The 17,849-nt window shown below is 35.9% G+C and carries 24 protein-coding genes; 8 read left to right on the plus strand and 16 right to left on the minus strand.

Annotation, left to right across the window (positions count from 1 at the left end; genetic code table 11):
* Positions 1–17: 17 nt before the first annotated feature.
* The 3 genes from ABNX05_RS02885 to ABNX05_RS02895 are packed head-to-tail and all read left to right on the plus strand — an operon-like array spanning position 18 to position 2,892.
* Positions 18–1,019, plus strand: coding sequence for a FecCD family ABC transporter permease (locus ABNX05_RS02885; RefSeq protein ID WP_349658335.1), 1,002 nt, complete (start codon positions 18–20; stop codon positions 1,017–1,019).
* Entirely contained in the window at positions 1,019–2,074 is a 1,056-nt protein-coding gene (locus ABNX05_RS02890; RefSeq protein WP_349658336.1) for a FecCD family ABC transporter permease, read from the plus strand. The genes ABNX05_RS02885 and ABNX05_RS02890 overlap by 1 nt, the downstream gene beginning before the upstream one ends.
* 14 nt (positions 2,075–2,088) lie before the next feature.
* Complete coding sequence (locus ABNX05_RS02895) at positions 2,089–2,892, plus strand: ABC transporter ATP-binding protein (RefSeq protein ID WP_349658337.1); 804 nt, start codon at positions 2,089–2,091, stop codon at positions 2,890–2,892.
* Between the two features lie 191 nt (positions 2,893–3,083).
* On the opposite strand, the gene ABNX05_RS02900 is transcribed toward ABNX05_RS02895, so the two are convergent.
* Entirely contained in the window at positions 3,084–3,782 is a 699-nt protein-coding gene (locus tag ABNX05_RS02900) for a Type 1 glutamine amidotransferase-like domain-containing protein (RefSeq protein ID WP_349658840.1), read from the minus strand.
* Between the two features lie 224 nt (positions 3,783–4,006).
* Here ABNX05_RS02900 and ABNX05_RS02905 point away from each other — a divergent pair, with 224 nt between their 5' ends.
* The 4 genes from ABNX05_RS02905 (at position 4,007) to ABNX05_RS02920 (ending at position 6,353) form a co-directional block, all read left to right on the plus strand.
* Complete coding sequence (locus ABNX05_RS02905; RefSeq protein ID WP_349658338.1) at positions 4,007–4,363, plus strand: hypothetical protein; 357 nt, start codon at positions 4,007–4,009, stop codon at positions 4,361–4,363.
* A 323-nt stretch (positions 4,364–4,686) separates the two neighbouring features.
* Positions 4,687–5,019: a chaperone CsaA gene (gene csaA, locus ABNX05_RS02910; protein WP_349658339.1), complete on the plus strand. Its 333-nt coding sequence runs from the start codon at positions 4,687–4,689 to the stop codon at positions 5,017–5,019.
* A 465-nt stretch (positions 5,020–5,484) separates the two neighbouring features.
* Positions 5,485–5,913, plus strand: a complete 429-nt coding sequence (locus ABNX05_RS02915) for a GNAT family N-acetyltransferase (protein WP_349658340.1) — start codon at positions 5,485–5,487, stop codon at positions 5,911–5,913.
* A gap of 218 nt (positions 5,914–6,131) precedes the next feature.
* Positions 6,132–6,353 (plus strand): hypothetical protein, encoded by a 222-nt coding sequence (locus tag ABNX05_RS02920; protein WP_349658341.1) that lies wholly within the window; start codon positions 6,132–6,134, stop codon positions 6,351–6,353.
* Positions 6,354–6,422: 69 nt separating this feature from the next.
* Here ABNX05_RS02920 and ABNX05_RS02925 read toward each other — a convergent pair whose 3' ends face one another.
* Entirely contained in the window at positions 6,423–7,061 is a 639-nt protein-coding gene (locus tag ABNX05_RS02925; RefSeq protein ID WP_349658342.1) for an O-methyltransferase, read from the minus strand.
* On the minus strand, positions 7,048–7,410 hold the full coding sequence (locus tag ABNX05_RS02930; protein ID WP_349658343.1) for a hypothetical protein: 363 nt from the start codon (positions 7,408–7,410) through the stop codon (positions 7,048–7,050). The genes ABNX05_RS02925 and ABNX05_RS02930 overlap by 14 nt, the downstream gene beginning before the upstream one ends.
* Before the next feature lie 306 nt (positions 7,411–7,716).
* On the opposite strand from ABNX05_RS02930, the gene ABNX05_RS02935 reads away from it, so the two are divergent.
* Entirely contained in the window at positions 7,717–7,908 is a 192-nt protein-coding gene (locus ABNX05_RS02935) for a hypothetical protein (RefSeq protein WP_349658344.1), read from the plus strand.
* Positions 7,909–8,097: 189 nt separating this feature from the next.
* Here ABNX05_RS02935 and ABNX05_RS02940 read toward each other — a convergent pair whose 3' ends face one another.
* From ABNX05_RS02940 to ABNX05_RS03000, 13 genes are all read right to left on the minus strand, one after another.
* Entirely contained in the window at positions 8,098–8,718 is a 621-nt protein-coding gene (locus tag ABNX05_RS02940; RefSeq protein WP_349658841.1) for an NAD(P)-dependent oxidoreductase, read from the minus strand.
* Between the two features lie 58 nt (positions 8,719–8,776).
* The gene (locus ABNX05_RS02945; RefSeq protein WP_349658345.1) at positions 8,777–9,184 is read right to left on the minus strand and encodes a hypothetical protein; all 408 of its coding nucleotides are present in this window, start codon (positions 9,182–9,184) and stop codon (positions 8,777–8,779) included.
* A 173-nt stretch (positions 9,185–9,357) separates the two neighbouring features.
* Positions 9,358–9,660 (minus strand): hypothetical protein, encoded by a 303-nt coding sequence (locus ABNX05_RS02950; RefSeq protein WP_349658346.1) that lies wholly within the window; start codon positions 9,658–9,660, stop codon positions 9,358–9,360.
* Between the two features lie 212 nt (positions 9,661–9,872).
* Complete coding sequence (locus tag ABNX05_RS02955) at positions 9,873–10,073, minus strand: hypothetical protein (RefSeq protein WP_349658347.1); 201 nt, start codon at positions 10,071–10,073, stop codon at positions 9,873–9,875.
* A 65-nt stretch (positions 10,074–10,138) separates the two neighbouring features.
* Positions 10,139–10,822 carry a DUF1963 domain-containing protein gene (locus ABNX05_RS02960; RefSeq protein ID WP_349658348.1) on the minus strand — a complete coding sequence of 228 codons (684 nt, stop codon included), beginning with the start codon at positions 10,820–10,822 and terminating at the stop codon, positions 10,139–10,141.
* A complete protein-coding gene (locus ABNX05_RS02965) occupies positions 10,812–11,387 on the minus strand; it encodes a DNA-3-methyladenine glycosylase I (RefSeq protein WP_349658349.1) in 576 nt (191 codons plus the stop codon). Before ABNX05_RS02965 ends, ABNX05_RS02960 begins: the two co-directional genes overlap by 11 nt.
* Before the next feature lie 25 nt (positions 11,388–11,412).
* On the minus strand, positions 11,413–12,009 hold the full coding sequence (locus ABNX05_RS02970) for a class I SAM-dependent methyltransferase (RefSeq protein ID WP_349658350.1): 597 nt from the start codon (positions 12,007–12,009) through the stop codon (positions 11,413–11,415).
* A gap of 1 nt (position 12,010) precedes the next feature.
* Positions 12,011–12,235 (minus strand): cysteine hydrolase family protein, encoded by a 225-nt coding sequence (locus ABNX05_RS02975; RefSeq protein ID WP_349658842.1) that lies wholly within the window; start codon positions 12,233–12,235, stop codon positions 12,011–12,013.
* 23 nt (positions 12,236–12,258) lie between these two features.
* Positions 12,259–12,573 (minus strand): cysteine hydrolase family protein, encoded by a 315-nt coding sequence (locus tag ABNX05_RS02980; protein WP_349658351.1) that lies wholly within the window; start codon positions 12,571–12,573, stop codon positions 12,259–12,261.
* A gap of 262 nt (positions 12,574–12,835) precedes the next feature.
* Positions 12,836–13,027: a hypothetical protein gene (locus tag ABNX05_RS02985; RefSeq protein ID WP_079560942.1), complete on the minus strand. Its 192-nt coding sequence runs from the start codon at positions 13,025–13,027 to the stop codon at positions 12,836–12,838.
* A 471-nt stretch (positions 13,028–13,498) separates the two neighbouring features.
* Positions 13,499–15,139 (minus strand): right-handed parallel beta-helix repeat-containing protein, encoded by a 1,641-nt coding sequence (locus tag ABNX05_RS02990; protein WP_349658352.1) that lies wholly within the window; start codon positions 15,137–15,139, stop codon positions 13,499–13,501.
* 291 nt (positions 15,140–15,430) lie between these two features.
* Positions 15,431–17,113, minus strand: a complete 1,683-nt coding sequence (locus ABNX05_RS02995; protein WP_349658353.1) for a methyl-accepting chemotaxis protein — start codon at positions 17,111–17,113, stop codon at positions 15,431–15,433.
* 267 nt (positions 17,114–17,380) lie between these two features.
* Positions 17,381–17,818, minus strand: coding sequence for a hypothetical protein (locus ABNX05_RS03000; RefSeq protein ID WP_349658354.1), 438 nt, complete (start codon positions 17,816–17,818; stop codon positions 17,381–17,383).
* Positions 17,819–17,849 lie beyond the last annotated feature (31 nt).

The raw sequence follows: 17,849 nt of genomic DNA on the forward strand, positions 1-17,849 counted from the left end.
GAAGAGTACAACTTTATATGATTTTAAAAAATAATTTTTCAAAAACAATTGCTTTAATCGTAGGAACATTACTCCTACTTCTTTGTATCGGAATAAGTATCGTTTACGGCTATGCAAATACGTCCATCCAAACGACTATTGACTCTTTTACACAGTTTAATCATTCAAACGAGCATATTATTATTCAAAATGTCCGTATTCCAAGAGCTCTTATCGCTACTTGTGTAGGTGCTTCCTTAGCTATTACAGGCGTGCTCATGCAGACGTTGACGAAAAATCCTTTAGCATCACCAGGAATATTAGGAATTAATGCTGGAGCTGGCTTTGCGGTCGTATTTGCTATGATTTTCTTCCATGTGTCAAGTTTACAAGCCTTTGCATGGATTGCATTTTTAGGTGCTGCAATAGCCGCTCTATCTGTTTATACTATTAGCTCGACTGGACGAGACGCGGTAACGCCAGTCAAAATAACGTTAGCAGGTGCCGCTATTAGTGCATTATTTGCTTCTTTTACGCAAGGATTACTTGCAACAAACGAAGCAGCACTCGAACAAGTATTGTTTTGGTTAGCTGGTTCAGTGCAAGGCAGAAAGCTTGAAATTCTATTATCTGTATTCCCTTATTTAGTGATTGGATGGATTGGTGCTCTATTAATCTCATCTAAAATGAATATACTTGCTCTTGGGGATGATGTAGCGAGAGGCCTAGGATTACCTTTAGGATTGATGAAGTTGATGGTAGGTATTATTGTCATTTTATTAGCAGGTGGTTCAGTTGCGATAGCTGGTCCTATAGGGTTTGTCGGAATTGTGGTACCCCATTTTGCGCGGAAGTTTGTTGGCACAGATCATCGTTGGCTTATTCCAATGGCTGCCCTATTAGGTGGTATTCTTTTACTATTAGCCGATGTGGCAGCTCGCTATATCATTATGCCTCAAGAAGTACCAGTAGGAGTAATGACAGCGATGATTGGTACCCCATTCTTTATTTACCTTGCGCGAAAAGGTGGAAAAAAATAATGAAACAGTTAAAAACAGTACGTTTATTACAAAATAAAATCTCGTTTTTACTTGATGTTAAAGCTTCTAAAAAACTTACGTTTATTAGCATCATGACACTAGCCGTTTTTTTCTTTAGTGCCTCATTTGGTGATTCGTTTATAAATCCTTTTACGGTGATCCAAACTTTGTCCGGCTACGGTTCTGAGTTCGATCAATTAATTATTGTTGATTTCAGAATGCCTAGAATTTTTCTTGCTGCTTTTGCTGGAATGGCTTTAGCAGTGGCGGGCGCTATATTACAAGGAATTATTAAAAACCCACTAGCCTCCCCTGATATTATCGGTATTTCTGCAGGTGGCGGAGCGGCAGTCGTTGGTTTTTTAGCAATGTTTAGTGATTACAATCATTCTTTAACAGTTAGTATTGAATGGTTACCCCTCGCAGGTTTTATCGGAGCAACCATTGTTGGACTTATTGTTTACGTATTTGCTTGGAAAGATGGTGTGACACCGACCCGTCTTGTGTTAATTGGTATCGGAGTCTCTGCATTTATGCAGGCCATTACGACGATGTTAATGATTATTGGTCCCATCTATCAAGCTAGTGAAGCCAATAAGTGGATTACAGGGAGCGTCAAAAGTGCTGATTGGAATCAAGTTCAAATTGTAGTTCCCTTAATACTAGTTCTACTACTTATCACATTTTTTATTACCCGACAGTTAAATGTCCAAGAATTGGGCGATGATACAGCAGCTAGTTTAGGACAGTCTGTACAAAAGGCAAGACTCTTTCTAATAATTTTGAGCTCAAGTCTAGTTGCTAGTGCGATTGCGTTTGCAGGAGCAATAGGATTTGTCGGCTTAATGGCACCACATATTGCAAGACGCATTGTAGGGCCTTCATTCGGTGTATTAATTCCTACATCTGCTGCAATTGGCGCATTACTTGTAATGGTTGCAGACATTATCGGACGAACAGCATTTAGTCCTTTAGAAGTACCAGCGGGTGTGTTTACGGCTGCCATTGGTGCTCCTTATTTCATCTATTTATTATTTAGAAACCCTAGAAAATAAAGGAGTCAAATTTCATGACTACAACTTTAGAAACTAAATCACTTACATTAAATTATGGTGATTCCAATATCATTGAAAATCTGAATTTATCTATTCCAATGAATGAAATTACTGTGCTAATTGGCGCCAATGGTTGCGGAAAATCTACACTTTTACGCTCCATTGCTCGATTATTAAAGCCTAAAAACGGCTCTGTATTATTAGATGGTCAAGATATTTTTAAATTATCGACTAAACAAGTAGCTAAAAAACTTTCTATTCTTCCGCAATCACCAGTAGCACCAGAGGGATTAACAGTACTACAGCTTGTTAAGCAAGGTCGTTACCCACATCAAAGCTGGCGCAAGCAATGGACAGAAAAAGATGAACAAATTGTGTTAAACGCCTTAAAAGCAACAGGTGTTGATCATTTACAGGATAAACCGGTGGACGAGCTTTCAGGCGGTCAACGACAACGTGCCTGGATTGCCATGACACTTGCACAGGATACAGATATTATCCTCTTAGACGAACCAACTACTTACTTAGATTTAACACATCAAATAGAAATTTTAGATTTATTATTTGAATTAAATCAACAGCAAAAACGAACAATTATTATGGTTTTACACGATATTAACTTAGCATGTCGATATGCTGACCACATCATAACGGTTCGCGACCAAGGCGTATTCCAGCAAGGAAGACCTGAAGAAATCATGACGACGACGTTGGTAAAGCATGTTTTTGATCTAGATTGTCAAATGACGAATGATCCTATTTTTGGCACACCATTATGTATTCCTTTTGGTAAAGGGCGTAAAATCTCTTATTCATAAAAATTAGACATTCCTATTGCTTCATTTACATTTAAAAACACGTAACCCCTCATTAGTACAAGATACTAAGAGGTTACGTGTTTTTTATTCTATATATGAAAGGCTAGTAGTGACGATTTATTTCTTCTCAATGCATAAGCCTATCCTAGTCAGGAAAGGCATGAGTGGCTTACTTAAAGTTTCGTAATTATTTATTCATCCCCTAAATATTCCACAACTAGCTCTTCCTCCTTGATATCCTTATCCAACGAGACCTTATAGGCTTTACCATTTGGTTTTGAACTAATGATTTTATGAATTTCTTGATCGATAAAATGGACGGCTACTCCATCGTCAGCGGCAATTCCAGATGACAGTTTATTAGCTTTCACCAAATTATGATATGCTGGTCTTCGATTGATTTCTCCATCATAATGAGGGCAATTACTACCTGGAAGAAACCCTAAACATTTTATCGGCTCTAACTCTCCCCCGAATGAATCTGTTATTCCTTCCTCAAACCAACAAATTGATCCAGCACTAATGCCTGTTAATAGGATTCCCTCATGCCAAGCAGTTTTTAAAATGCAATCTAACGACCATTCCTTCCATAAAGCCAAAAGGTTTTTAGTATTTCCTCCCCCGACATAAATGATATCCTTTTCCATAATAAAACTTTCTAAATCTCGCGTTGGAGGTGAAAAAAGTGATAAGTGGGACGGTGTGCATTGTTGTGAGTTAAAAAAAGAATAAAATCTTGCAATATAGTTTTCTGAGTCTCCGCTTGCAGTAGGAACAAAGCAGATCTTAGGATTAACTTTGTTAGACTGCTGTAAAATATATGTATCTAATAAAGGATTATGCGGCTCCATAGAAAAGCCTCCTCCTCCTAATGCGATAATTTGTTTCATCTCTTCCCACTTCCGTTCCATTTTAGTTTTTTGAAAATACTGAACTTAATTATACGACGCCGATACTATTTAATCCATTTTCTTACAACAAATTATTAGTGAGGTTTAAACCAATGCTTTAAATTTTAGTTGTATACAAAACAAATAACAGTCCAAAATGTAAGCAAATAACGCTGCACATTCCAAGCCATAATGTTATATTATTGGGAAGGAGTGTGATTATTTTGATAATAAAGGTAAGAGAAGAAGATTTTGATTTTAATGGCCCCAGTCTACATCAAAGGTGCTTTGAACCACTAATTAAAATTTATAAGGTAAGAATGTCCGAAGAAACGAATATCTATGTGAAAGAACATTTTTATGAGGAACTTTCGGAAGGCCAAAAAGCATTATTTATGTTTAATGTTTATTATACCCATATTAGTGAATCTCTTATCGAATTTTATTGGTGGAGTGCTTATTTTATGGCTCAACCTAAAAGTTGGGCAGCTATCAAAGCATGTTTAAATTATTTTAATGATGAATCCTTTCTTTTACTCCTTGAGAAAATAGAGCAAGAAATCAATTATGCCTCGGCATAATTGCGTCAGGAATCAGCTTTGTGCTTGCACAAAGAACTCCTTTCTGATTCCGTGACATCCGCCGGAGGCTTTAACTTCTTTCAACGGGTGTTTCTACACTCGCTGAAAGAAGTTAAAACGACATAATCACCCTAGTACGTTAGAGAATTTTTCAATCACTCGTGATGAATTAAATCATAACAAAGAGCTCCATGCATCATTTGAATCGATTTATGTAATGTTCGAAAATATTTATCCAACTACTATAAAAAAAATAAATAATTTCATCGAAAAGAATTTACAAGAATTTATACAAATTGAAAATTAAATAAAGGAGTTATTTTATGGCCACTATAGAAGACTTCATGAATCTTGATATTAGAATTGGTACTGTGATCCAGGCTGAGGTACTTCCGAAAGCAAAGGTTCCTGCCATTAAAATGAAAATAGATTTTGGGGAAGAAATCGGACACAAGCAATCTTCTGCTCAAATTACTAAACACTATACACCTGAAGGAATTATTCATAAGCAAGTAGTAGCAATCGTTAATTTCCCTCCCCGTCGTGTAGCAGGCTTTAAATCAGAAGTTTTAGTGATTGGTGGCGTTCCGATAGAAGGAGATGTGATTTTATTAGCGCCTGAGCAACCTGTACCAAACGGAACTAAAATTAGGTAAGTCGAGGATTTTGTGATAGTGGTATCCTATCAATAAATCACACAATTGCATCCGGAATCGTCTTTGTGCTAGGCCGATACGATTTCGGTATTGCCACACTTTGACTGTGTTCCTCTATTTTAACGGGTGTTTGGACACCTGCTGTAATAAGTTAAAAATAAATCTAGTTTGAAGGCACAAAACTAACTTTAATTGCTTCACCATCATATAAATAGTAGTGTAAAGCTAATTTAGCCTTACACCTCCTGACTTGATACTAAGGGTCACTACTATTGTGGTGGCCCTTTTTGTTTCATCCATTGCCATATGTTACAATTTTCGTTACTTAAAATTGTAAGAACAAATTCCTAATTTGAAAGGAAATTAAAAAATGAAATTTTATATAGATTGGTGCTATATCGTTAAAATCTTCAAATAAAAAATGAAAAGGAGCGTGATACATGAAGAGAAAAAGGAGAGAACATTGTGAAAAACAGACAAGCAACAACTAATGACTATGAAACTATTATAAATCTTTGGAATAGATCCGTTTCCAAAACCCATGATTTTTTAAGTTTTAAAGATAAGGAAGACATTAAAAAGGAAATCCCCATGTATTTCCCACATCTTGATGTGAGACTTTGGTTCGTGGAAAATGAATTGATAGGTTTTTCAGGTACGAATCATCAGCATTTAGAAATGCTATTTTTAGAACCTGCTGAAATTGGAAAAGGTTATGGAAAACAAATAATACAACAACTTATTAGAGATTTTAATGTAAGGTCTGTTGATGTTAATAAAGACAATGAAAACGCAAAGATGTTTTATTTGAACAATGGTTTCACAATTGTCAGCGAAGATCCAACAGATAGTTCAGGTCGCCCTTATCCAATAGTACATTTAAGATTGAAATAAATAAGAGAGGCCCCCCTCTACTTTTATCAAAATAATTTAATTTGACATTAGGCTGCAACCAAGCTTATGTTTGATTGCAGTCTTTTTTAATGAAACCCTATCTTATTCGTGGCTCCCCTTTTTTTACACTTCTGTTAATATCCAATTTAAATCATGTATTTTCAATAAAACATTCCAATAGAATGATATATATACATAATATGAAAAGAGGAATGTGTATGAACTCTGAAAAGAACTATAAATCCCTACTCTTACTAATTGGTTGGTTAAACGCTTCCTTTGCACTTGTCTTTTTTCAATTGTTTTTTGGTATTATGGCCATTTGTATGGGCATTGTTTTAAGAAGTGATTATTATGAGAAAAAGCATGGGCTTATTTTAATTATTGTTGGAATTATTGCTGGGATTGCCGGATGGATACTTAATTACTTATACTTGTAGACTAGCAAAATTGTAAAACAAAAAAGCACTAACATGTTGTACGTCAGCGCCTTCGAAACAAAATAGTACTTACTTCTTCACTTTTGAAAGTGTCATACCATCACCAATTGGAATAATAATCGACTCTAATTGAGGGTGGTTTGCTACTGCAATATTGAATTTCTTCATTAATTCCGTATAACGTTTTGGTTGGGCATTTGAGTCTGCCACACTCCCATTAGCAAGGACATTATCCGTAACGATCATTGCATCAGGTTTTGCTAACTTCACACAGTAATTTAAATAGTTTTCATAATTATCCTTATCAGCATCGATGAAGAAAAAATCGAATCGCTCATTGCCCTGCTCCAGCTTTTCGAGGCTTTGCAATGCAGGTCCTGTCATATAGCTTACTTGTTCAGCAAAACCTGCTTTCGTTAAATTACTGTAAGCTAGCTGCGCGTATTTTTCCTCTAATTCTAGCGAAGTTAATTTCCCATCACTTCCGAACCCTCTAGCTAGACAAATGCCACTATAACCCCCAAGAGCCCCTACTTCAAGAATGTTTTTAGCACCAGTCATCGAGACAAGCATTGTTAAAAGTTTTCCAGAAGAAGCAGAAACAGAAATGGCGGGCATCCCGTTTTCTTGAATGGACGTAATAACCTCCTCTAAAATAGAGTCTTGCGTATGAAACACAGAATCAATGTAAGTATTAATTATTTTCATTTACGTTATCCCCTTCTTCATCATGGTTTATAGATTTTTCATCCTGTTGATTGTCGGGTGTATCCAGCGTTTCACTTTCATGTATTTCAAATAATTGAATGAATTCATTGATGACCATATCAATAGCTTTTAATTCACCTACTAATATTGGCTGAATCGATTGGAACTCTGGTTGCTCTAATTGTTGCTTAATCGTTGCACGCTTTAAATTCATCATCTCTAAAAAAGCGATTGCTCTTCCTCGACGGAAAGTTTTAGGTCCGCGTTGATGAGAACCATCTCTTCCTCTATGACGTCCCCCTCGATGATGTCCTTCTTCTCTAAATTCCTTCATTTTTTCACTTCTCATTTTCATTCCCCTCTCTTTGTATACATTTGTATACAATATCGATTACATTTACAGTGTATACAAATGTATACAATTTGTCAATTAACCTTCTCTATTCATTTCCCGTTTCCTAATTTCATACTTTAACAACAGAAACATTAAACGTTTAAGGAATTATGTTATATGTACTTCCCTCTGTTCTTCCATTAAACTGTAAATAATAGCCATCACCATAAAACGGTAATTAATAGTTGTGTGACTTCTAGGAGTAAAGGGTTCATTGGTATTGAAGTAGAGAACTTCATGTTCAAAAGAAGGAGCGATAAAATGAAAAGGCCATTTTTAAAAATTGGTCTATTACTTGTTTTTGGCGTAGTGTTTTTAACTGGGGTGCAATCATTTTTTAATCAACAGGAAATTAATTTGGCAAGTGAAAGGTGTCTAAAAGCAGGTGGAGAACCCATTGTAGAAAGAGATCTTCTTTCATTAAATTACACCTTTGCATGTCACATCAAATAATTGATTGTATGAGTAATTTCGCATAATGTTGTGGTTTCCTCTGACTGAATATCACTTCACTTCAACAAAAAAAGCGTTAATCATTCTTTGATTAACGCTCCCTTTAATTGAACAAGATTTGCCAAGCTTCCACTACCCGCAGTCTTTTTTCTACCTCGTTTTGTCCGCATCTTATTCGTATTTAGAAATCTAATATGCAATACCTACTCGCGATTTCACATATTCCTTACTCTGAATTTGTTGATAGGCAAACTCTGCCGTATCTGCTACAGATATTTCTCCCCCACCATCCGGTAAAAAGTCTTGTTCAATGCGATAGGTACCCGTGTATTCACCGTCAGGTAAGTATGTAGGACAGACGATTGTCCAATCAGAGTCTGATTTCTTCAATAACTGATAGACTTTATGATGCTCTTCTGCCGCAAAGGTTGTTTTTCTTTTGGACTCACTCGATTGGTAACGCAATACATTTGGTGTCAGACGACTTTGTAGAATTCCCGCCGTTCCAATCGATATAATTCTTTTCACATGCTGTTTTTCCATTGCTTCAAGAATTAGCGGCATACTCTTAGTTAATGTATTGGTGCCGTCTGTGTTTAATGCACTGATCACAATATCAACATTCACCATGACATTTTCTATATCTTGTTTTTTTAATACATTTCCTTGTACAATCTGTAAATTTTCATCATTTAGGTTTAGCTTATTTTGGGTACGAACTAACGCTGTAACGCTATGTTCATCTCGTAAAGCTAGTGAAACAATGTGGCTTCCAACGCGTCCAGTGGCGCCTAAAACTAAAATTCTCAGAATAATCACCTCTTTTCTTGATTATAGCACATAGATTTTTGTATCTTGTTAGAGGCATTTAACCATTCTTACTTGTTGTGAATGCATCAATAAGTCTGACATTAACGATAAACAGTTGAAGATCATTTGTTTCCGCAATACTATTGACGATATTTTGGATTTCGCTTTCTGTACTTTTTTCTAATTTATCTAAATTATGTAATGGTATAGTGATTACTTGATTGTTTGGAGATTCAATTAAGTAGCCGATCGTACTATCTGGATAATAGCCTGCTGCTCGTAACGCTACTATAATTTTTTTTGTAAAATTCGTATTTTGTAATTTCTCTCCAATTTCTTCATTATAATTTGTATCGGGATTTTTTTGAATGGATCTTTCATTTGAAGGTTGATTATACTTAATCAAGGCAGCAGCTATTACGATCACGGAAAATAAAATAAAAAGGCTTTTATTGAACCCTCTCATATATTCTCTCCATTCCATCTTTTTAATAGAATACGCTTCTCTTTTTAAATCATGAATTTATCCGATTTTCCCGGAATGTACAGCATTGATCGAAATGATTTTTATCAATTTGCCAGGCTACCATTTAATTCACCTGGCAAATTTGTTGTAAAGGACAAAAATTACCTTAAAATTTATTTATTAACGATAACTTTCACAACAGGTTCTAATTTTCCTACATATGCATCTCCAAGATAATCCACATCTATAACTATAACTTGTGGCACGAAACGTTGAATGCTTTCTAAAAGACGTGCAGTATTTCGTCTTTTGGCAAGCTGGAAAGGTGGAAGAGTGTCTAGTCTAAAACCAAAATCTCTGTACAAAGGGCAAGAAATTACGAAAGTAGATAATATATACGCTACATTTTGTAATATTTCATCAACGCCTGAAGCATTAAAATCAAAATTATTTTTGCCGGTTACTTGATGTGTCATTCTATCAACCTTTCTACTACGATACATGGAAAGACGTTAGTAATCTTTCTGAATATGAGCTTTTCATCAAAAAAAGAGCACTTAGTTATTTATGCTAAATGCTCAAAAGTTATGAACGAGGTACACATTCGTTATTGTATGTATACGATGCAATGTATCGCTAAACAATTGCACAGTGTCAGGTTCCGTATTTGCGCTTCTTTAATTGGATTCTATCTAAATATTGCGTAATAAATGACATATAACCAGCTTAAACAACCATGTATGATGGCCCAGATGATCGAATGATTGACACTCCAAGAAATAGTAATCGCCAATACCGAGCCAAAACTAATACCACTCTTAATGACTGTTTTGTTTTCCATTTTTCTCACCTTCTTTACTTTTCTAGCTTCTGAAGTATGTCTCCTCATCTTCATTCCTCCTCATCATGCCATCACTGTAACATTGCTGTTTGAACGTAAAAATGATTTTACCGCTAATAAAAATCGCAATCTACACGCCACTCGTTTAGCTCACGATTAAAAAAGAAATAGAAATTCCCATTATCGACGATATTAAAATATGCCTTCCCGTCTGAGGCAATTTGGAGTACAAACGGAAATTCCTCACCATAATCACGACCACTTTGGCAAAAAGCTGGATAGCCACCAATTTTATGCACGGCGTATATTTCTTCAACGATATCATCGAAGTACTCAACATCCTCCTCGTGCTCTAGCCTCAAAATTTCATCTTCCACATCAGACGGAATCCCTCCCCCATCCCATGTCGGATAATCATTGTCAATCCATTTCGGAATAAGTGGGAAAGCTCGAATTCGGTCATGCTGCCAATTTTGCTGGACTAAACCTTCTAAAGAAGTATATGCTCTTATTTCAAAAAAACGGCTAAGATCATCTTCTATGAGGTGATCAAATATTTCTTCATTCATAAATAACGTTAGCAGCTCAATATGTTGAAGCGATGTGGGTACAAAAGGAAGCTCCTTTAAGAATAATGAAGCAAGTGGCTGAAACCCTTGTGGACACTCCTCTGCAGGTAATGACCATCCTACAAAGCCTATCCAGCTTTCTAGCAGGTCATATGTAGGTCTAATACCACCCGTTTCAAAAATCGTTGCTTGCCTTACTAATTGAGCCTTAATATCATCAACTTTCATCAGCTACCTCTTCATCTCGACAAATACAATCGACGACATGGTCATTTACCATTCCTGTTGCCTGCATAAATGAATAGCAAATCGTACTACCAACAAATTTAAAGCCGTCTTTTTTTAATTGCTTGCTCATACGTTCACTAATTTCTGTTGTAACAGGTACGTCTGCAATGGACGACCATTCATTGATGATCGGCTGATGGTCTACAAAGCCCCAAATATATTGAGAGAAGGATCCATACTGCTCCTGTATACGGAGAAAGGCTTGAGCATTCGTTACAACACTAGCAATTTTAAGCTTATTTCTTACAATGCGAGAATCCTGTCTAAGCTCCTGTAGCTTGTCCTCCGTATAGAGAATAATTTTCGAAGCATCAAATTGGTCGAAAGCTGCCCGGTAGCCCTCTCTCTTTTGTAAAATCGTCCACCAGCTAAGACCAGCCTGTGCTCCTTCTAAACAAAGCATTTCAAATAAATGCTGATCATCATGGACTGGGATACCCCATTCTTTATCATGGTATTCAACATATAAAGGCTCATCTTGCTTGACCCATTCACATCTTTTCATTGATATATCCTCCATTTACTATGATTCATTTAATTCCTGTAATACAAAGCCAACCTTTTTGCGTGTTTTCTCGTATCGTAACAGTTTGAAACCCAACATTTTCAAATAACTGCTTGATTTCAGGCTTAGTTTTATAAGCTTTCATATGATAATTAATTTTATAGAGCTCCGAAATGATGATAAACTTCCCATCGTCCTTCAACACTCTAAATACTTCCTTCACATCATTTGCTAAATCTGGCCAAAAATAATGCGTTTGGAATGCTGTAATCGTATCGAAAAACTTATCCTTGTACGGAATGCTTGAAACACTTGCTTGCGTTACGATCACTTTTCCATTTGTCACATCCATTAGATTGGTTTTCGTAGAATCTTTAACCGCCTGCGCAGAAAAGTCTATACCATAGATTTTACCACTTGGATTCATTTCCGATAAGGATTGAAGCGTTTTGCCACCTCCACATCCAATATCTAACACAATATCACCATCATTTACAGCTTCCTGTTTCATGAGCCAAGTATTCATACCGCTATGTGCCTTATTCATAATTCGCAACATCAATGAGCCTACGAATCCTCGTGGTTGTTTAGCTTGTTCGATTAATCGTTGTAAAAGTGTCATTTTAAAATTCCCCCTTGTCATTGTCGCTTTTAAAAACCTGCTGAGAAATATAGATTGAGAGGTCTTGTGTAGCTAGCTTTGTTAAGGCGGTTTCCTTACTTTGATCTGTAGCACCTGCAACTGCATCTCTTACAACTGTTACAGCAAAACTTCTAGCTAGAGCCCCTTTCACAGTTGCTGTGACACAACCTTCTATAAATGCACCTGTTACTATTAACTCGTTTATGTCATTATTTTTTAAATACGTTACTAAGTTAGATTATTAAATGCATCCGGTTTATTTTTTGAAAAAAACACACCATCCATTCTTAATAATCGTTCATCCAATTCAGCACCCTTACTTCCTTTTAAAGCTGTGAATTTTCGTAAAAAATTCGAAAGGATCTGCATTCGCTCAAACTCATTCCTCATATAGATGATTGGAACATTTGATTTTACAGCGCTTTTTATAAGGTCATTTATGCTATTTAAAGTTGGCTCAATTTGATGCTTTGCTACAGGCATTCTCGCTTGATCACTAAAGTAATCATTTTGAATATCGAGTATCATTAGCGCTTGCTTCAAACTACTCCCCCTCCCCTTTTTTTCTATCTTATCTCTTTACGTTCTGAAAAATAAAAAAGTTTCAAATTTTACCATTCACAAGGGATGTTTATGTTCAAAAAAAATCACAAGTGCCTTTAGGAAATAGCACTTGTGATTTTTGTCATCTATAAGTAGGATAATATAATCGTAATAAAGGTTTATTATTTTTCACACTGGTTGTCATCAATTTCAAACCATATGGAATATGTCAAAAAGATAGCTACTTATCCTACAATATTTTCTAATTTAAATATGTATTGTTCGCAATACTTCTTTCGCGCTCGTCCATTACTAGATGGATAATAAATGCAAGTTGTTGCTCGATTCGCAAATTGTTAAGATGCAGGATGTCCGCAATTGCATTTTTTTGTATCTCCTCTAATCCTGCCTTCTCAAGCATTAACATAATTTCTTCTTTTGTCAGCCCAAACATTCCTTTTTCACCTCTATTTCATCCAATTATTATTTTACAATCATTTTTCATATTACTAAAACAACGAACTAGTAAAGCATTTCATGAACTTTTTTCTTTGATTACAGGATAACATATACAAATTAAACAATCCAAAATCTACTTAAATGTAATAAAATTTTAACCTCTGCAAAAAAAACATTGTTATTTAATAATAATTTTAATACAATGCCTAAATCGATACTTGTTATTCACTAACTCTATTATAAAAATAACAAGTGCTTTTGTCGAATTTTAGAATTCGACGCTACAGTGTAAATATCATTATAAAGAAACCGTTTACATACAAATATAAATGGCTATGAACAATGAAGAAGTGTCTTTTTACGTATCCATCATATTTATTTACACCGTTATTACAGTACTTTTACCCCATAAAAAAAGTAATTTCAAAATAATTGAAACTACTTATCCTACTTATTTATTCGGTACCTATACTGTTTTATTAACATTATTCGTTGAGGCTATAATGTTAAGTTTTTGTAAATTTTCAACTTGTATTCGTAATCTTTCGTCCAGTATTTTCATGTCGGCTGCTTCTGCTTGATTTATTACACTGTGCTTTGTTTTATTATTGTCTTGCAAATAAATTATTCTCGACGATGAATCACTCTTCCACAATGCCTTTTTTGTATACCCTTCGATAAATAATTGACTTTTCCCCTGTACAATAGAGGGGATTTTTACAGAAACTAGATCTGTATACACCATCTCAAGTAAAGATTGATTGGACACCGCTAAAAATGGACGATCCGCTTCATCAATCGTACAATGCTTAAAACGGCCCATTGACTGATCAGACCAAACGATTGCATACGGCCCTTCATAACAGTTTTTAAATTTACTATTTGCTATTTCAAAAATAGCATCAATACAAGTAATCGCATTCGCACGAATATGTTCGAAAGTACAATTATCAGTAAAGAGCCGAGCGTTATTAATATAAATATGGTGACTTTCGAGCTCTCGAATTATGGTATTCTGGAGCGTAATCTTAGCGTGATCATTGCCATAAATACCACCTGCCTGCCCAATTTGAATCATGCACTGATTGAGCATTAGCCCGCTGGCGTCAACAATCATTTGAAATTGCGGGTGTTCTTGGATATTACATTCTGTCATCGATACATCCGCTTCATTAACAGCCGTTACTCCCGTCGCCTCTCCTTTTTCTATTCTACATGTACGAAACTCACCTTTACTATTTTCAATTAACAACTGTGATTTCACATTACGATGAAACTTACAATCGTACACTATCGCCTTCGATTTCTCTCCAAGAAAAAGGCCATTTCCCACTCCATCAGAAAAGATAGAATCCGTCACGAACATCTCACTTTGATGAACAACTAAGTGCGTGTCTTGATGTTGCTTGATTTCACAGCCATCCATCGATAGCTTCGTGTTCTCGAAAACTTGAATCCCTATACTTTGCCCTTGGTGAATAAGTGTATTCATCATTGAAATTGAACTGGAGGCTGCAACAATTTGTGCCTTTTGATGCCCATGAATTTCACAATCCACCATCTCCATTTTCACATTTCGTATTGCATAAATGCCATTCGCTCGCCCTTCCAACAGCATGCAATTCGTCAAGGTGATTTCACTATTTTGCACCATCATTTGAGCCTTCTTATGATGCTGGATAGTCGTATCTACAAGAATAACACTCGAACCATTATCAATACGTAAGCCAACATGATTGATAGGACTCGCTAAAATATCAACATTTTTCATCATTAAACTTCCGAAGCTTACAGTTACTTGTGTTTGCACCATTTGCTGCTCAATAACACAGTTTTCTAGCTGTAAATCTCCCTTTACATAAATACCTTGCCCTTGCGTAAAACGCAAATTTCGCATATTCACAAGTGTTTGATAGCGTATAAACACGCCACCTTTAATGATTACGTTTCCTACTCCATACAATGTAAGCCTTTGGGAAATTTCAAAGCTTTCTTCATACATTCCTTCCCGGATTTCAATAAAATCTCCTGGCTTTGCCTCTTGAATCGCCTGCCCAATGCTTTGGTATTTGTACATAATACCTCTCTTTACAACAAGTGTCGCCATCTCCACACTCCTTATCGAAGCTTATTCATGAAAACATGAAATTAATTGTCGGTTTTATTTTATTTATAGCCTCATTGAACTTCCTGTTATTCAAGTTTTGGATAAATAATTTACAACCAGCTTTTATTTAGAGCGACAAAACTATATTTGATAAAGGTATTTACTCTTTTGATTTCAACCTACTTTCTAAACCACATAATAAAATAAAACCAGCAATCACACGATTTTCTCGTCGATTGCTGGTTTAACTAATTTACATAATTCAATTGCTACAAAACACAATACTTTTAATTATAATTTAAATTTCCTAACAAGGTCATTTAAATTTTCTGCCATGCCCGCTAAATTCGCTGAGCTATTTTTGATTTCGTCCATGGAACTTGCTGCTTGTTCGATTGTTGCTGAAGTTTCTTGGATGCCTGCAGCGGATTGTTCTGATACGGCGGCAATTTCGTCCACTGATTTATTAATCGTAACGGTATTTTGTACTACCTCTTCTAGCTTTGTCATCACGCCATCAATATTCGTTGACATGGCGTAAACGGCCTCTGCAATCTGGTTGAATGTTTCATTTGTAGATGCGATTTGAGCCGTACCTTTTTCGACCTCATGATAGCCAGTTTCCAGTGAGGAAGTTACCGTGTTAGAATCTTGTTGAATTTTTTGAACGATCCCCGTTATATCGTCCACGGAGACAGATACTTGTTCGGCGAGTTTACGAACTTCGTCTGCAACGACCGCAAACCCTTTACCATGCTCCCCTGCGCGAGCCGCTTCGATTGCTGCATTAAGAGCAAGTAAATTCGTTTGTGAAGCAATATCCTGTATGACAGCTACGATTTTTGAAATTTCCTGGGTTTGTTTACTAAGTTCATCCACTTTATAAACAGAATCCTTCACAATATGATGAATGGATGTCATTTGCGCAGTTGATGCATCCATTAAACTTTGGCCCTCTTTCGTTAAAGCCATAACATGTTGGGAATATTGCTGAACATCTGTACTACTATTGTTGACGTCTGTCACCTTTAAGGTGAATTCTGTCATTGTTGTCGCTACATCTGAAGCATTGCTCGCCTGCACTTCTGTGCCACTTGCAATTTCAGTAACTGTATCGACAATTTGTTCCGTACCCGTTTTCACTTCTGTCGATGATTGCATAAGCTCTTCACTATGCGCAGCTACGTCATTAGATACTGTTTGAATTTGCTTTAATAATCGATTCAAAATATCGGACATCTTATTAGTCGCTTCTGTAAGCTGCCCTATCTCATCTTGGGATTTCACAGCAAGTGCAGGTTCACTTAAGTCACCTTCAGTAATTCGTTGCATACGATTTGTCAAAGCGATGATTGGTCTTGAAATCAGTCGAGCACTTAACAATGCAATCATAATAGTAATGATCACAATGACAATTCCTACGATACTACCTGTCAGCTGCTTAGTCTCTCCTGCACTGATAATGTCTGCGCCAGCCGCATTAATCGATTGCTTACGATGCTCAGCTAATCCTTCATAGCCTTCACGTATTTCCGTCGCCTTATCACTCATAGAAGCTAAATTTTTCGTCGCTAGTTCCTTCTGGCCTCGATCATAAACATCAAATACCTCTTTTTCCACATAGCTATTCCATTCCTTCGCCATTTCCGCAATTTTGCCGAAATCTCCTGACTCTGTAATTTCTAAACGCTTCTGTTCGTTCTCAACAGCATGCTTTACAGTATCTTCAAAAATCTTCTTATACTTTTCTTCGCCAGAAAGTACATACCCTCTAGCTGCAGCAATTCTTAGTGATATCGTTTGAGCTTGCTCATAATCTGCAATTAGTAATTGCAATTCTTCATCAACGATTTTTTCCGTTGCGTTATTGCTTTGTTGTATTGCAAAGTTATTGTAAACAAAGTAAAAAATGACGATTGCTATAACAATGCTGAAAGAAAAAACGATTCTTTTACTAATAGACTTAAAATTCATTTCAAATTCTCCTTATTTTACAATGCAAATTGTGCTTTATCATAATTTGAATACCATTAGTAATCTACCACTTTAAAGGCGAACTTGGATGAATCAGGAATTTTTTATACATTAAATGAAATAACTAGTTAATTTTTATGTAATTTATAGCATATTATATTATCTGAAAAATAAAGCAGATGGACTACTCGGACACCAAAATTAGGACTTTTAACACACATAAAAAGGAACAGCATTAAAAAACAAGCTGTTCCTTCTATTTAAAAATTAATCCCAATAGTTAAAAATAACATCCCCTATAGTTTTACTGTCAAAGTGAGAAATATAGGTCCACTCCACCTCAGATAAACTGTGCAAATCCTTATCTTGCGTCAACAATGTGTTTAATATATCAGTTGTAAGGCATTTACGCATCGGAAAATATTTGTGTAAGTGAGTTTTTGTTAAAAATTGAAAGCTTAGTTCTTCATCAAACTTAGCAAATGCAATATAAGGCATCAGCCGATGATGGAGAATTGTCAAACGCTCATCCTCCAGTTGAATCACCGCTTGCATATAAACAAAATGAGGCTGATCGATAAATTGCAACGCTTTTGCTCGTTGTTCGCTTGTCACTAGATGATAAACCATCGACTGGAAAGTACGCATATCCTGTTCGATTAGATGCTCTGCATCAAAACCTGAAATCCCTTTCGTTAATCGCAACGAATCACCCCTTTATGATTGTTTATATAAG

Origin of the sequence: Lysinibacillus zambalensis, assembly GCF_040183165.1 — a bacterium.
Classification (GTDB): Bacteria; Bacillota; Bacilli; order Bacillales_A; family Planococcaceae; genus Lysinibacillus; species Lysinibacillus zambalensis.